The organism is Nakamurella sp., assembly GCF_048594475.1.
Classification (GTDB): Bacteria; Actinomycetota; Actinomycetes; order Mycobacteriales; family Nakamurellaceae; genus Nakamurella.
In genome coordinates, this window is sequence record NZ_JBMDXT010000477.1 from 1 (window position 1) to 13,680 (window position 13,680).

Annotated in this window: 12 protein-coding genes and 2 pseudogenes; 8 read left to right on the top strand and 6 right to left on the bottom strand. The window is 73.1% G+C overall.

The window, feature by feature from the left end:
- A pseudogene (locus ACOJUF_RS21355) lies at positions 1-626 on the bottom strand (acetyl-CoA C-acetyltransferase); the annotation flags it as partial.
- Between the two features lie 116 nt (positions 627-742).
- Here ACOJUF_RS21355 and ACOJUF_RS21360 point away from each other — a divergent pair.
- From ACOJUF_RS21360 to rplI, 5 genes are all read left to right on the top strand, one after another.
- A complete protein-coding gene (locus tag ACOJUF_RS21360) occupies positions 743-1,132 on the top strand; it encodes a DUF3052 domain-containing protein (protein WP_420123827.1) in 390 nt (129 codons plus the stop codon).
- A 206-nt stretch (positions 1,133-1,338) separates the two neighbouring features.
- Positions 1,339-1,647: a 30S ribosomal protein S6 gene (gene rpsF / locus ACOJUF_RS21365; RefSeq protein WP_420123828.1), complete on the top strand. Its 309-nt coding sequence runs from the start codon at positions 1,339-1,341 to the stop codon at positions 1,645-1,647.
- Positions 1,648-1,655: 8 nt separating this feature from the next.
- Positions 1,656-2,186, top strand: coding sequence for a single-stranded DNA-binding protein (locus tag ACOJUF_RS21370; protein WP_420123829.1), 531 nt, complete (start codon positions 1,656-1,658; stop codon positions 2,184-2,186).
- A 57-nt stretch (positions 2,187-2,243) separates the two neighbouring features.
- Positions 2,244-2,480 carry a 30S ribosomal protein S18 gene (gene rpsR / locus ACOJUF_RS21375; RefSeq protein WP_395728750.1) on the top strand — a complete coding sequence of 79 codons (237 nt, stop codon included), beginning with the start codon at positions 2,244-2,246 and terminating at the stop codon, positions 2,478-2,480.
- Positions 2,481-2,499: 19 nt separating this feature from the next.
- Complete coding sequence (gene rplI, locus ACOJUF_RS21380) at positions 2,500-2,955, top strand: 50S ribosomal protein L9 (protein WP_420123830.1); 456 nt, start codon at positions 2,500-2,502, stop codon at positions 2,953-2,955.
- 140 nt (positions 2,956-3,095) lie between these two features.
- On the opposite strand, the pseudogene ACOJUF_RS21385 reads toward rplI, so the two are convergent.
- Both ACOJUF_RS21385 and ACOJUF_RS21390 read right to left on the bottom strand, forming a co-directional pair.
- Positions 3,096-4,004: pseudogene (locus ACOJUF_RS21385) on the bottom strand (universal stress protein); the annotation flags it as partial.
- Positions 4,001-5,482, bottom strand: coding sequence for an amino acid permease (locus ACOJUF_RS21390; RefSeq protein WP_420123831.1), 1,482 nt, complete (start codon positions 5,480-5,482; stop codon positions 4,001-4,003). The pseudogene ACOJUF_RS21385 and the gene ACOJUF_RS21390, both read right to left, overlap by 4 nt.
- Positions 5,483-6,273: 791 nt before the next feature.
- On the opposite strand from ACOJUF_RS21390, the gene dnaB reads away from it, so the two are divergent.
- On the top strand, positions 6,274-8,721 hold the full coding sequence (dnaB, locus tag ACOJUF_RS21395) for a replicative DNA helicase (RefSeq protein WP_420123832.1): 2,448 nt from the start codon (positions 6,274-6,276) through the stop codon (positions 8,719-8,721).
- 5 nt (positions 8,722-8,726) lie between these two features.
- Complete coding sequence (locus ACOJUF_RS21400) at positions 8,727-9,152, top strand: VOC family protein (RefSeq protein WP_420123833.1); 426 nt, start codon at positions 8,727-8,729, stop codon at positions 9,150-9,152.
- 29 nt (positions 9,153-9,181) lie between these two features.
- Here the strand turns inward: ACOJUF_RS21400 and ACOJUF_RS21405 are convergent, their stop codons facing one another.
- Together ACOJUF_RS21405 and ACOJUF_RS21410 are read right to left on the bottom strand one after the other, a co-directional pair.
- Positions 9,182-9,619, bottom strand: coding sequence for a hypothetical protein (locus ACOJUF_RS21405; RefSeq protein ID WP_420123834.1), 438 nt, complete (start codon positions 9,617-9,619; stop codon positions 9,182-9,184).
- 166 nt (positions 9,620-9,785) lie between these two features.
- Entirely contained in the window at positions 9,786-10,340 is a 555-nt protein-coding gene (locus tag ACOJUF_RS21410) for a dihydrofolate reductase family protein (RefSeq protein WP_420123835.1), read from the bottom strand.
- 87 nt (positions 10,341-10,427) lie between these two features.
- Here ACOJUF_RS21410 and ACOJUF_RS21415 point away from each other — a divergent pair, with 87 nt between their 5' ends.
- Positions 10,428-11,066, top strand: a complete 639-nt coding sequence (locus ACOJUF_RS21415; protein ID WP_420123836.1) for an SIMPL domain-containing protein — start codon at positions 10,428-10,430, stop codon at positions 11,064-11,066.
- Here ACOJUF_RS21415 and ACOJUF_RS21420 read toward each other — a convergent pair.
- Positions 11,067-13,680: DUF1116 domain-containing protein (locus tag ACOJUF_RS21420; RefSeq protein WP_420123837.1), on the bottom strand; the 2,614-nt coding region annotated here is incomplete at its 5' end. It lies immediately after the preceding gene.

The window sequence follows — 13,680 nt, forward strand, 5'->3', positions numbered from 1 at the left end:
TCCACCCCGACCGGCTCCCCGCCGGTCAGCTCGGCCGGCACCTGGACGATCTGGTCGTCGAACCAGCCGGCGTCCTGGGCCGCGGCCGCCTTCTCGTGCGAGGCGAGGCTGTACTCGTCGAGCTGGGCCCGGGAAAGCTGCCACTGCCGGGCCACCATCTCGGCTCCGACGCCCTGGTGCGGCGACACCTCGCCGTACCGGCCGGTCCAGCCGCTCGCCGAGAACGGCGTGCCGGCCACCTGCACCGTCGCCCCCATGGGCACCCGGGACATCGACTCGACACCACCGGCGACGACCATGTCGTAATGCCCGGCGATCAGTCCCGCCGCGGCGAAGTGCACGGACTGCTGCGAGCTGCCGCACTGCCGGTCGATGCTCACGCCGGGCACGGTGTCCGGCCACCCGGCGGCCAGCACGGCCGATCGGGCGATGTCGGAGGTCTGCTCGCCGACCTGGCTGACGCACCCCCAGATCACGTCGTCGACGAGACCGGGGTCGATGCCGGTGCGGTCGACCAGGGACCGCAGGACATGCGCCGACAGGTCGACCGGATGGACACCGGACAGGCCGCCGTTGCGCTTGCCGACCGGCGTCCGGATCGCCTCGACGATCACCGCATCACGCATGGGGACTCCTCAGCTGGGGGACGAGCTTCACTGTACGAGCCGCCGGACGAGAAGGTGAACGGTGGTAAACCCGCCGGGCCCGACCCGGGCGCCGGCGGACCTGCCAGAATCCCGGTGTGACAGCCGGGTACTCGGGCACCCCGCTCGTGCGCAAGCTCGGGATCAAGCCCGACGCGCGCGTGCTCGTGCTCGGTGCGCCGGCCGGGTTCGATCCGGGCGCGCCGTACCCCCGGCGGCCCGGGGCCGACCCGTACGACGTGGTGCTGCTGTTCTGCCCCGACCGGGCAACCCTGGAGCGCCGGTTCGACGCGGCCGCGGCCCGGCACGCCACCGCGGGCATGCTCTGGGTGTGCTGGCCCAAACGGTCGTCGGGGGTGGTCACCGATCTTTCAGACGCGGTGGTGCGGGACTGGGGCCTGACGCACGGGCGGGTCGACGTCAAGGTCTGCGCGATCGACGCGACCTGGTCGGCGCTCAAGTTCGTCGTCCGGCTCGCCGATCGGTAGGGTCCCGGCGGCCCCTGGGATCGAGGCGGCCCGTCGGCGTCAGATCGACGAGCGGTCGGCCGGGGTCGGCGGCGCTGGTAACATCTGGTGGTTACATCCGAACCCGCCGGGCCATCAGCACCGACACCACGGCCAGGCGGGTTCAGCCATGTTTCACCCTCCTGTCGCGGATCGTCCGCGGCCGACCTAGCCCATAGGAGGTGCACGTGAGCGTTTCGACTGCTCATCGTCACTACGAGCTCCTGCTCATCCTCGACCCCAACCTCGACGAGCGCACGGTCGCTCCGTCGATCGACACGTTCCTGAACGTGATCCGCCAGGGTGGCGGTTCCGTCGAGAACGTCGACATCTGGGGCAAGCGCCGCCTGGCGTTCGAGATCAAGAAGAACCCGGAAGGCATCTACGCGGTCATCAAGGTGACCTGCCCGTCCGCGGTGGTCTCCGAACTGGACCGTCAGCTGAACCTGAACGAGTCGGTGCTGCGCACCAAGATCACCCGCCCGGACGCGAAGTAGGAGCAGCCATGGCCGGCGAGACCATCATGACCGTGATCGGCAACCTGACCGCCGATCCGGAGCTGCGGTTCACGGCGTCCGGTGCGGCCGTCGCGAACTTCACCGTGGCATCGACCCCGCGGACCTTCGACCGGGCGACCGGTGAGTGGAAGGACGGCGAGGCGCTGTTCCTGCGCTGCAACATCTGGCGGCAGCCGGCCGAGAACGTGGCCGAGTCGCTCACCCGCGGGGCCCGCGTCATCGTGTCCGGACGGCTCAAGCAGCGCTCGTTCGAGACCAAGGAAGGCGAGAAGCGCACCGTCATCGAGCTGGAGGTCGACGAGATCGGCCCGTCGCTGCGGTACGCCACGGCCAAGATCAACCGCGCGCAGCGGTCCGACGGCGGCGGTGGCGGCGGCTACGGCAGCTCGGGCGGTGGCGGTGGCTACGGCGGCGGCTCCGGTGGTTCCCGCCAGTCGTCCGCGGCCAGTGACGATCCCTGGGGCAGCGCCCCGCCGGCCGGTTCGTCCGGCGGCTACTCCGACGAGCCCCCCTTCTAGACGCGGCTCGTCACCCGACTCATCTGACGCTCACGTACTCATTCGGAGACATTGATCATGGCCAAGCCCCCTGTTCGCAAGCCCAAGAAGAAGGTGTGCGCGTTCTGCAAGGAGAACGCGCAGCCGATCGACTACAAGGACACCACCCTGCTGCGTCGGTTCATCTCCGACCGCGGCAAGATCCGCGCTCGTCGCGTGACCGGCAACTGCACCCAGCACCAGCGCGACATCGCGACCGCGGTCAAGAACGCCCGTGAGGTCGCCCTGCTGCCGTACACCTCGACCGCTCGCTGATCAGGAAGGACGACGCATCATGAAGCTCATCCTGACCGCCGATGTGCCCGGTCTGGGCGCGCCCGGCGACACCGTCGAGGTTCGCGACGGCTACGGCCGCAACTTCCTGCTGCCCCAGGGCAAGGCCATCGTGGCCACCAAGGGTGCGCAGAAGCAGGTCGCCACGATCAAGCGGGCCCAGGTGGCCCGGGAGATCCGCGGCGTCGAGCACGCCAACGAGGTCAAGCAGGCCCTCGAGGCGCTGGGCGACAAGCTGACCATCGCCGCCCGCACCACCGGCGACGGCAGCAAGCTGTTCGGTTCGATCACCACGGCCGAGATCGCCGACCGGATCCGCGCCCTCGGCGGCCCGGTGCTCGACCGGCACAGCATCGACACCGACGGCCACATCAAGACCGTCGGCGCCCACAAGGTCGCCGTCAAGCTGCACCCGGGGGTCACCGCCCAGCTGACCGTCAAGGTCACCGCAGGCTGACCTCGCCCGCACCCGCCACCGGGGACCCTCCGGCCGCCACCCGCGGCCGGGCGGTCCCCGGTGGCGTTCGGGCCTCATCCGCCGGCGTCCGCGGCGGATTCGATCTCGACCTCCTCGGCGACCTTGCTGGCGACGGCCGCCGGCACCACGACGACCGGCACCGGCGAGTAGCGGATGATCTTGGTCGCCCGGGAGCCGACGAACACCCGGGCCAGGGTGCCCAGCGGCGACGACCCGACCACGAGGATCTCGCCGTGGCCCCACTCCAGCTCGTCCATCGCGTCGGCCCAGTCCGACCCGGTGACGATCTCGGCCGTCGTCGCCGCGGGTCCGGATGCGGCCGGGTCGGGCAGCAGGTCCAGCTCGGCCAGCCGCGCCAGCACCGCCTGCTGGCGCCCGCCGACCTGCACCTTCCACTGGTCCAGCACCATGTCCTCGGCGTGCAGCCCGACCTCGGGCGGGTACATCGTGCGGCCGCGCACGCCGAAGGTGACCACGCGCAGCGCGCCACCGATCCGCCGGCTCATCTCGGCGACCGCCACCAGCAGGTCGTCGGATTCCTCGGCGCCGGAGTAGGAACAGGTCATCCGGCTGATCGTGCGGCAGTGCGCGCGGTAGCCACGGGGCGCGATCGCCACGGGCACCTCGCTGGAGTGCAGCAGGGGTTCGGAGGTGGACCCGAGCACGACGTGGCCCGGCCGGCCGTCCCGGGAGGAGCCGAGCACCAGCAGGCTGCCGTCCGCTTCCGCGCAGGCCCGGGCCAGCGCCGCCGGCACCGAGCGGCCGGCCACCTGGCGGTAGGTGACGTCCAGGTCGGGGGCCTTGGCCGCCAGCACGTCCTGCGCCTGGTGCAGCGCCGCCTCGCCCTGTCCGGTCGCCCAGGCCTGGAACTCCGCGTCGACCCGGGCCATCGACGGCGTCGTCCAGTGCTGCGGCGTGACGGTGACGACGACCAGCGGCTCGGCGCGGCCGGACCGGGCCAGCAGGATGGCCAGTTCCAGGGTGGAGCGGCCGCCCTTGTCCGGGCTGTAGCCGACGACGACGGTCACCGGTCGCCGCCCGGGGCCGGGGCGTCGGGTGCGTCCGGATCGACGACGACCGCCCCGCGGTTGAGCTCGGAGTGCCGGCGACCCCAGAGGAAGTAGAACGCCAGGACCACCAGCAACCACACCAGGAACCAGGCGTAGGTGGTCCAGGACAGCCCGGACAGGACGTACACGCAGGCCACCACGGACAGCACCGGGGTGACCGGGTAGCCGGGCACCCGGAACCCGCGGGGGATGTCGGGCATCGTCCGGCGCAGGATGATCACGCCGATCGAGACGACGATGAAGGCCACCAGGGTGCCGATCGAGACCAGGTCGGCCAACCGGTCCAGCGGGACCAGCGCGGCCAGTACGGACACCACGACCGCGACCACGACGGTGTTGAACACCGGGGTCTGGCTGCGCGGGTTGACCTGGGCGAAGCGGCGCGGCAGCATCCCGTCGCGGCCCATCGCGAACAGGATGCGGGTCTGCCCGTACATGGTGACCAGGGTGACCGAGAAGATCGAGATGACGGCGCCCGCCGCGACCACGGTGCCCGGCCAGGAGCTGCCGACGATGTTCTCCAGGATCTGGGCCAGCCCCGCCTCCTGCCCCTCGAAGTCCTGCCACGGTTGGGCGGCGACCGCGGCCAGGGCGACCAGCACGTAGATGGTGACCACCGTCAGCAGCGCGAAGATGATCGCCCTGGGCATGGTGCGCTGGGGATCCTTGACCTCCTCGCCGGCGGTGGACACCGCGTCCAGGCCGATGAACGAGAAGAAGATCGTGCCGGCCGCCGCGCCGATGCCGGAGACGCCGAACGGCGCGAAGTCGGCCAGGTTGTCCGCGTCGAAGGCGGTGAGGCCGATGACGACGAACATGCCGAGCACGGACAGCTTGATGATGACCATGACCGTGTTGACGGCGGCCGACTCGCTGGCCCCGCGGATCAGCAGCAGCGCGCACAGCACGACCAGCACGACGGCCGGCAGGTTGAGCACGCCGGGATCGTCGTCCCAGGGGGCGTGGGACAGGGCTGCCGGCAGGTGCACCCCGAACAGGTTGTCCAGCAGCTTGTTCAGATACTGGCTCCAGCCGACCGCGACGGCCGCGGTCGACACCCCGTACTCGAGCAGCAGACAGGCGGCCACCCCCATGGCCACGACCTCACCGAGCGCGGCGTAGGCATAGGAGTAGGTGGAGCCGGAGACCGGGATCGTCGAGGCGAGCTCGGCGTAGCAGATCGCGGCCAGGCCGGCCGCGAGGCCGGCGATGAGGAACGAGACGATCACCGCCGGTCCGGACTTGGGCACGGCCTCGGACAGCACGAAGAAGATGCCGGTGCCGACCGTGGCTCCGACCCCGAACATGGTCAGCTGGAAGGTGCCGATCGTCCGCTTGAGCTCGGGGCCGTGCGCCACGCCGGCCCGCATGTGGTCGACCGGTTTGCGCCGGAAGAGCTGGGTCCCCAGGCCGGACCCGGATGCGGCTGTGCTCATCGTCGGTCACCCCCTCACCTCAAGGCCCGCCGATGCCGTTCCCGGTCCGGCGCGCCACGACGATCGCCGCGAAACCAATCACGGCCGGTCAGGAGGGGTCAAGCGCATCGGACGGGACGAAACATGGGCGAACCACGATCGTGACGGATCCGGTCGTCGTCCGCACGACGAGGACGAATGTCACGCACAGTGATGACTGCGCGGACGCCCGGCCGCGGCCCGCCGACGGTCGTCCGGCGCCGCCAGGTGGCCGGATCCGGCCTACCCGCGGGTAGCTTTCCGCTGGTCAGGTCACGAAAAGGTGACGGTCGGGTGAAGGTCCGACCACCCCGGTGCGACGGCAACACGCCGAGCGCGCCACGCCGAGGACGACCGAGATTGGTTGTCCACAGCCGGCGTGTCCGTCCCCAGCCCGCTGAGCTGCAATGACGGGTCGAAGGACGGCAGTTCTCCCCACGCTGTCCACACCCGGTCGGGACAACCCCGGCGCGTCGGCGCCGGTTGTCCCGGTGCTGTCCACAAGTTGTGCACAAGGCCGTTTGTGCGGACCGGGGCCGGGGCTCTAGCGTCCTCGCGGGCACGCCACCCGGGCGTCGTGAGAGGTCGGGAGAATCGGGTCGACGCATCACCCTCCGTGGTCGCGAGCCGGTGGCCCGCTCCCGCGGCGGGGGACTGTCGGACCGGTGCGATAGACCGAACACGTGTTCCAAGGACCAGTGGCGCCGGCCGGGCCGGCGTTCGATCGACATGGTGCAGGCGCCCGGACGGGCCGAGCCGGAGGAGATGCGGGAATGGCGGTCGTCGATCAGCGGTGGTCGGACGGTCCGGTGCGGAGCGCGCCGCCCACCACGTTCGATCGGCAGCCGCCGCAGGACCAGGCCGCCGAGCAGTCGGTGCTGGGCGGCATGCTGATGTCCAAGGATGCCGTCGCCGACGTGCTGGAGGCCCTGACCTCGGCCGACTTCTACAAGCCGGCGCACGCGCTGATCTTCGACGCGATCCTGGACCTGTACTCCCGCGGCGAGCCGGCCGACACGGTCACCGTCTCGGCCGAGCTGGAACGGGCCGGCACGCTGGGCCGGGTCGGCGGTTCGGTCTACCTGCACACCCTGATCGCCTCCGTGCCGACCGCGGCCAACGCCGGCTTCTACGCCCGGATCGTCGCCGAGAAGGCCATCCTGCGGCGGCTGGTGGAGGCCGGCACCCGGATCGTCCAGCTGGGTTACGGCGGTAACGACGGCGACATGGGCGGCGGCGAGGTCGACGAGATCGTCGACCGCGCCCAGGCCGAGATCTACGACGTCACCGAGCGGCGCACCTCCGAGGACTACGTGGTCCTGGAGGAGCTGCTGCAGCCGACCATGGACGAGATCGACGCGATCGCGGCCCAGGGCGGCCGGTCGGCCGGCGTGCCCACCGGGTTCGCCGACCTGGACAACCTGACCAACGGGTTCCACCCGGGGCAGATGATCATCGTCGCGGCCCGCCCCGGCATCGGCAAGGCGCTGGCCCTGGACACCCCGCTGGTGACCCCGGACGGCTGGACCACGATGGGCCGGGTGGCGGTCGGCGACCGGTTGATCGGCGCCGACGGGCGGCCCACGACGGTCGTCGCGGCAACCGAGGTGATGGTCGGCCGGCCGTGCTTCGAGATCGAGTTCTCCGACGGCGAGGTCATCGTCGCCGACGCCGACCACCAGTGGCGGACCTGGGACGCGGCCGATCGCCGCCGGCTCGACGGGCGGCACGACGCCCGCTTCGGCTGGCCGGGTGCGGCCCGCACGGCCGACCCCGGGGCCGACGTCCCGGTCGCGCCGACCCGGACCACGGCGGAGCTGGCCCGCAGCGTCTACGACGGTTCGCGCCTCAACCACTGCGTGCCGACCTGCGCCCCGCTGGCCGCGCCCGAGCGGGCGCTGCCCCTCGATCCGTGGGTGCTGGGTTACCTGCTCGGCGGGGGCGGGGCGGACGCGCCGGGCACCGTCGGCTGTGACCCGGCCGACCGCGAGTGGGTGATGAAGGAGTTCGACCGGCTCGGGGTCCACGTGCGGGTCGGTGACCGGACCGACCGGTTCGCCGTCGACGGGCTGGAGGACACCTGGCTCGAGCTGTCCCTGCACCGTCGGGCCCAGGTCCCCTCCGCCTACCTGCGGGCCTCGGCCGACCAACGGGCCGCGCTGATCCAGGGCCTGATGGACCGCGCCGGCGACGTCGACCGTCAGGGCCGGTACCGCTGGAGCACCACCAACATCGAGCTCGCCTGCGGCGTGCGGGAGCTGCTGTCGGCGCAAGGGTGCGCCACGACGATGCACCGGAGGTACCTGAGCCATGAGGGTCATCCCCGCCCGCCCGTGTGGGAGATCGTGGTCCGCTCCCGCTCCGGCCTCACCCGCCTCCCACGCAAGGCCTGCGCGGTCGACACGGCCTGGCACCGGGACCACGAGAGCCATTTCGTCGTCGACGTGCGGCCCGTGCCCAGCGTGCCGGTCCGCTGCGTGCAGGTGGACAACGCCGACCATCTCTACCTAGCCGGCCGGGCCATGGTGCCCACCCACAACTCGACGCTCGCGCTGGACATCGCCCGGCACGCGTCCGTCAAGCACCACCTGACGTCGGCCATCTTCTCGCTCGAGATGAGCAAGAACGAGATCACCATGCGGCTGCTGTCCGCCGAGGCCGGCATCCGCCTGTCCCACATGCGGGCCGGCACCATGAGCGAGCAGGACTGGCAGAAGATCGTCCGCCGGATGTCGGAGATCTCCGACGCGCCGCTGTACATCGACGATTCCCCGAACATGACCATGATGGAGATCCGGGCCAAGGCGCGGCGGCTCAAGCAGCGGCACGACCTGAAGCTGGTCGTCCTGGACTACCTGCAGCTGATGACCTCGGGCAAGCGGGTGGAGTCCCGCCAGCAGGAGGTCAGCGAGTTCTCCCGGCAGATGAAGCTGCTGGCCAAGGAGCTCGAGGTGCCGGTCATCGCGATCAGCCAGCTCAACCGTGGCCCCGAGCAACGCACCGACAAGCGGCCGATGCTCTCGGACCTGCGCGAGTCCGGCTCGCTCGAGCAGGACGCCGACATGGTGATCATGGTCCACCGCCCCGACGCGTGGGAGGCCGACGACCCCCGCGCCGGCGAGGCCGACCTCATCATCGCCAAGCACCGAAACGGCCCGACCACCACCATCGCGGTGGCGCACCAGCTGCACTATTCCCGCTTCGCCGATCTGGCCGGGTGATCGCCATGGAGCCGCGCATCAGCCTGCTCACCCTGGGGGTGCGCGATCTCGCCCGGTCGCGGGCGTTCTACGAGGCGCTGGGTTTCGTCGCGTCCTCGTCGAGCAACGAGAACGTGGCGTTCTTCCGGGCCGGCGGCGTCGTGCTCGGGCTGTTCGGGTGGGACGAGCTGGCGCAGGACGCCGGTGTCCCGCCGGCCGGTGACGGGTTCCGCGGCGTCACCCTGGCGCACAACGTGCGGGAACGGGAGGACGTCGCCCCCACGCTCGCGGCCGCGCAGGCGGCCGGCGGCCGGATCGTCACACCCGCCCACGATGTGTTCTGGGGCGGCCACAACGGGTACTTCGCGGATCCGGACGGCCACCTCTGGGAGGTCGCCTGGAACCCGTTCTTCCCGCTGGCCGCCGACGGCTCGGTACAGCTGCCCGACTGAGGGTCGCCGCGCGGTCGCCGGGCCGGGCGCTACTCGGTGGCGGTGATCGGCGACTCGGCCAGCGCCGCGTCGACCACCAGGCCGATCCCGGCGCCGACCAGCCAGATGTCCTTGGCCGGCGCGACGCCCTCGGCGGTCGGCCGCAGGTAGCGGTCGTGCCAGGCCGGGGTGCGCACGTACATGGCGGTCAGGGCGCCACCGAAGCCCAGCAGCGCGATGCCGGCCAGCCCGGCCGGCACCACCGGAGCCAGCAACGCGGCGCCGACGGCGATCTCGCCGGCCGCCAGGACCTTGGCGAACACGGTCGGCGGCATCCGCTTGACGAACGGCAGCGCGTTCGCCGCCGTCGAGTGCAACCAGGCGGCGGTGCCCTCGTCGGCGCCCAGTTTGTTCACGCCCGAATTGAGGATGTACGCGCCGGTGGCCAGACGGACCGGAGCGCGGCGAAGCTTGGCGGCCAGAGCCATGGGTCGAACCTCCGTGTGATCGGACAGCCTTCTCGGCAGACGGTGAACAGTGGGCCGTGACGGTCCCTTCGTACCCCCTCGGCGCCGGGGTGAATCGACCGGCCCCCGGGTGACCGCGGGCGAGGACCCGCCCCGTCCGGCCCCCGCGGGAGGGGACCGGCCCGGATCAGCGCACCGCGTACCTGGTCAGCACCACCCCGGAGCGGAACGGGCGAGCGTCGAGCAGGCGGATCCGATCGGGCGTCCACCCGTCGGGGAACAGGCGCCGGCCCCGGCCCTGCACCGCCGGGAAGGTCCACAGGTCGATCCGGTCGACCAGGCCGGCCCGGAACAGGGCATGGCTCAACCGGATGCTGCCGGTGACGACGATGTCCCGTCCCGGACCACGTTTGAGCTGGGCCACCGCCTCGATCGGATCCCCCGGCAGCACGGTGCTGTTCGCCCACTGCGGGTCGGTCATGGACCCGCTGACCACGTACTTGCGGATGCGGTTCAGCTCGTCGGTCACTCCGGTCCGGTCGTCGGTCTGCCGGGGCCAGTAGCCGCGGAAGTCCTCGAACGTGCGCCGGCCGAGCAGGATCGCGTCGCAGGCGGCGGATAGTCCGCGGGCCGCGGCCGCCTGGTCGGCGTCAGCGGCGCCGGCCTGCGGGTCGAACCAGTCGCCCAGCATCTCAACGGCGCCGTCGAGGGTGACGTTCTGGGTCACGGCCAGGGTGCGCATCGGACCTCCTCGGTCGCCGGACGGGTGCCCGCCGGTCCGGTACCCGGTCACCCCACCCGACACACCGGTTCCGGGCAGGATGGGCACATGAGCGCAGCGCCGGAGCCGGAAGGCATCACCGTGGTCGGTCGGGGTGCGGCCGCCGCCGCGGTCGATCGGGTCACGATCTCGCTGGCCGTGGAGGTGGTGCGGGCCGAGCCGGGGGACGCCTGGACGGTCGCGTCGGGCACGGCGACCCGATTGCTGGCCGTCCTGGCCGACGACGGGGTGGACGCCCGTTCCGTCCGCACCTCCGACCTCACGCTCGGCCCGCGGGTCGAGTTCCAGGGCAACCGCCAGCAGGTGGTCGGCTACCAGGCCGGCCAGCGGTTGACGGTGGTGCGGGACGGCCTGCGCGGCATCGAGCGGCTGCTCACCGACGTCGCCGGGCTCGGCGGGGAGGGCGTCCGGATCGACGGGGTCTCGCTCACCCCCGGGCACCCGCAGGACGCCCTGACCCGGGCCCGGGACGCCGCCTTCGCCGACGCCGACGCGACCGCGCGCCAGCTGGCCCGGCTCGCCGGCCGCACGCTGGGCCGGGTCCGGTGGATCGACGAACGCCCGGCCCACGGTGGCCCCCGCCCGATGATGGCCATGCGGGCGGCCGCGGCCGAGAGCATGCCGGTGGCCACCGGCGACGCCGAGGTGAGCATCGAGATCACCGTCTGCCGGGAGTTCGCGGACTGATCAGCCGGCGCCGGGCAGCCGCCGGGCCAGGCCCCCGACCGCCGCCGTGAAGCAGTCCATCGGCGGGGTGACCAGGCCCGCTCCGACCTGGCCGGTACCGGCCACGCGGCCGGCCATGCCGGTGTTGATCTGCGGCAGGATCCCGGTCCGCAGCACCCGGGTGACGTCGATCCCGGTCGGTGAGCCGCGGAACTCCAGGATCGGGATCGCGAAGGCCGGGTTCTCCGCCTGGGTGATCTCGTACATCCGGCGGGTCACCGCCAGCGCGTCCGGCACGCTGCCGCCGACGAACCGGACGATCGCCGGTGCGGTGGCCATCGCCATGCCGCCCACGCCCATCGTCTCGGTGATCGCCGAGTCACCGATGTCGGGGTTCGCGTCCTCCGGCCCGAAACCGGGCAGGAACAGCCCGTCCGGGTCCAGCGCCGGGCCGGTGAACCACTCGTCACCGGTCCCGGAGACCCGGATGCCGAAGTCGGTGCCGTTGCGGCACATCGCCGTGACGATCGTGCTGCCCGGCACGTGCGCGGCGGCGTCGCCCATCAGCTTGCCGGCCGGCATGACCAGGTTGAGGAAGAAATGGTCGTTGGTGGAGACGAACCGCGCCACCTCGGCCACGTCGGCCGCCGGCCGGCCGGAGCCGATGAGCGCGGGCAGCAACTCGCGCAGCAGCATCAGGGTGCCGGCCCGGTTGCGGTTGTGGCCCTCGTCGCCCATCTGCACCATCTGGCCGACGATCGCCGTGATGTCGATCGGCCCGGCGGCGCGGACGGCGTCGGCCAGCGCCGGGCCGAGCACGGAGCCCATCCAGCGCAGCCGGTCGATCACCTCGGGTCCGTACGCGCCGTAGCGCAGCACCTTGCCCAGGCCCTCGTTCAGCGAGCAGAACGCGCGGGCCCCGGACTGCTCGTCGACCAGCTCGAACAGCCACATCGACGGGGAGATCACCCCCGCCATCGGGCCGACGGCGTGCCGGTCGTGGCACGGGGTCAGCTCGATCCCGTCCCCGGCGGCCAGCCGCGCCTGGGCCTGCGCCGGGTCGGCGGCCAGGCCCTCGAGGATCAGCGCCCCGATCAGCGCCCCCCGCAGCGGGCCGGACGCCCGGTCGAAGGTGATCGGCGGCCCGGCGTGGGCGAACTGGCCCGGCCGCAACCCGAGCGCCTCCGACGCGGGCCGGACGTCGACCAGTCGGGCCCGGACGCCCAGCATCCGCCGCACGGCCTCGGCGTTGGCGGTGGCCCGGCGCGGGTCGGCCAGCACGGCGTGCAGGGCGTCGGCGACCGCGGGCGCGGTCGCCGGCGGGCGGTAGTCCACCTCGACCGCCGTGACGGACTGGCCGCGCAGGGCGTCGGCGAGCAGGCCGATGCCGGCGCAGATCACCACGGCCGGGTTCGCGAGCAGGTCCGCGTCGACGGTGGGGGGGACCGCGTCGGGGGATGCGGTGCCGGGCGCCGGCGGCGGAGGCCCGGCCGGGCCGGGGGCGTTCGACGTTCCCCGGGCCGAGGGGCCGTCGGCGGGCCGGGCCGGTCCGGCGGCGGTCGCGGGTGGGTGCGGAGGTTCGGCCGGGGCGGGGGCGGCGGCTGGTCCGCGGGTGGCGGTGTCCGGAGCGGGGTCGACCGGGGTGGTCCGGTCGGCGCGGGCCAGAGCACCCGCGGCGCGGGCCGCCGCCGCGTTGGACAGATGGACCTGCGCCCCGGCCGCGGCCAGGGCGGTCGCCTGCCGGTCGCGGTCCTGCGGGTCGCCCGCGGTGCCGCACAGCGCCACGACCACCGACAGCGCCCGCCCGTCCCGGGCGGCGGTCTCGATCCCGGCCCGGATCGCCGGGGCCAGGGTGACGGCCGGATCCGGGTCGGCGCCGTGCCCGAGCACCACGTCGAGCAGCACGACCGCGACGTCCGGATCGGCCGCCTGCTCGGCCAGCAGGGCCAGCCGCAGGGTCGGATCGATCATCGGGTGCGGGCGACCCACGGTGAACTCGTCGTCCCCGAGGTCCACGACCGCGTGGCCGAGCCGCGGCCGGGCCGCCCGCCCGGGTTCCGCTGCCGCGCGGACGATCTCGTCGACTCCCGTCCCGGGCGTCACATCCGGGGGGAGTTGATCCGCGCCGGCGTTGTTGATCCGCGCGGGGAGGGGCAGGGTGGCGGCGACGGTGCCGAGCCGGTCGGCGAGGACGAGCCGCGCCTCCTGGGCCAGCGTGCCGCCCGCGTAGAGGCCGCGCAGCCGGCCGGACCCGGCCGCGGTGGCGGCAGGTCCGGCGGGCGCGGCGGGCGCGGCGGTGTCCGGGGATGGGGCGGGCGCCGCGGTGGCGGGGGATCCGGCGGACGCCCCGGCCGTATCCGGGACGCCGGCGGCCGCCCGGCCCCAGGTGGGCCAGGCCGGCACCGGGGCGCCGACCGCCGCGATGAGGTGCTCGGCGGCCGCGGTGATGTCCGGCCGACCGGCACCGATCACCAGCAGGGTGACCGGGGTGGCCAGCGTGGCGGCCAGGGCGGCCAGGTCGGCGGCCACCTGCGGGTCGGCCGGCGTGGAGATCACCGCGATGTGGTCGGTGCCCGGGTCGGCGTCCAGCCGGGCGAGGGCGGCCCGCGTGCTGCGGCCGGCCACCGCTGCCGAC

Coding starts and splice junctions, on each gene's coding strand:
- ACOJUF_RS21370 (WP_420123829.1), top strand. CDS start 1,656: ATGGCCGGCGAGACCATCATGACCGTGATCGGCAACCTGACCGCCGAT.
- rpsR (WP_395728750.1), top strand. CDS start 2,244: ATGGCCAAGCCCCCTGTTCGCAAGCCCAAGAAGAAGGTGTGCGCGTTC.
- rplI (WP_420123830.1), top strand. CDS start 2,500: ATGAAGCTCATCCTGACCGCCGATGTGCCCGGTCTGGGCGCGCCCGGC.
- ACOJUF_RS21390 (WP_420123831.1), bottom strand. CDS start 5,482: ATGAGCACAGCCGCATCCGGGTCCGGCCTGGGGACCCAGCTCTTCCGG.
- dnaB (WP_420123832.1), top strand. CDS start 6,274: ATGGCGGTCGTCGATCAGCGGTGGTCGGACGGTCCGGTGCGGAGCGCG.
- ACOJUF_RS21400 (WP_420123833.1), top strand. CDS start 8,727: ATGGAGCCGCGCATCAGCCTGCTCACCCTGGGGGTGCGCGATCTCGCC.
- ACOJUF_RS21405 (WP_420123834.1), bottom strand. CDS start 9,619: ATGGCTCTGGCCGCCAAGCTTCGCCGCGCTCCGGTCCGTCTGGCCACC.
- ACOJUF_RS21410 (WP_420123835.1), bottom strand. CDS start 10,340: ATGCGCACCCTGGCCGTGACCCAGAACGTCACCCTCGACGGCGCCGTT.
- ACOJUF_RS21415 (WP_420123836.1), top strand. CDS start 10,428: ATGAGCGCAGCGCCGGAGCCGGAAGGCATCACCGTGGTCGGTCGGGGT.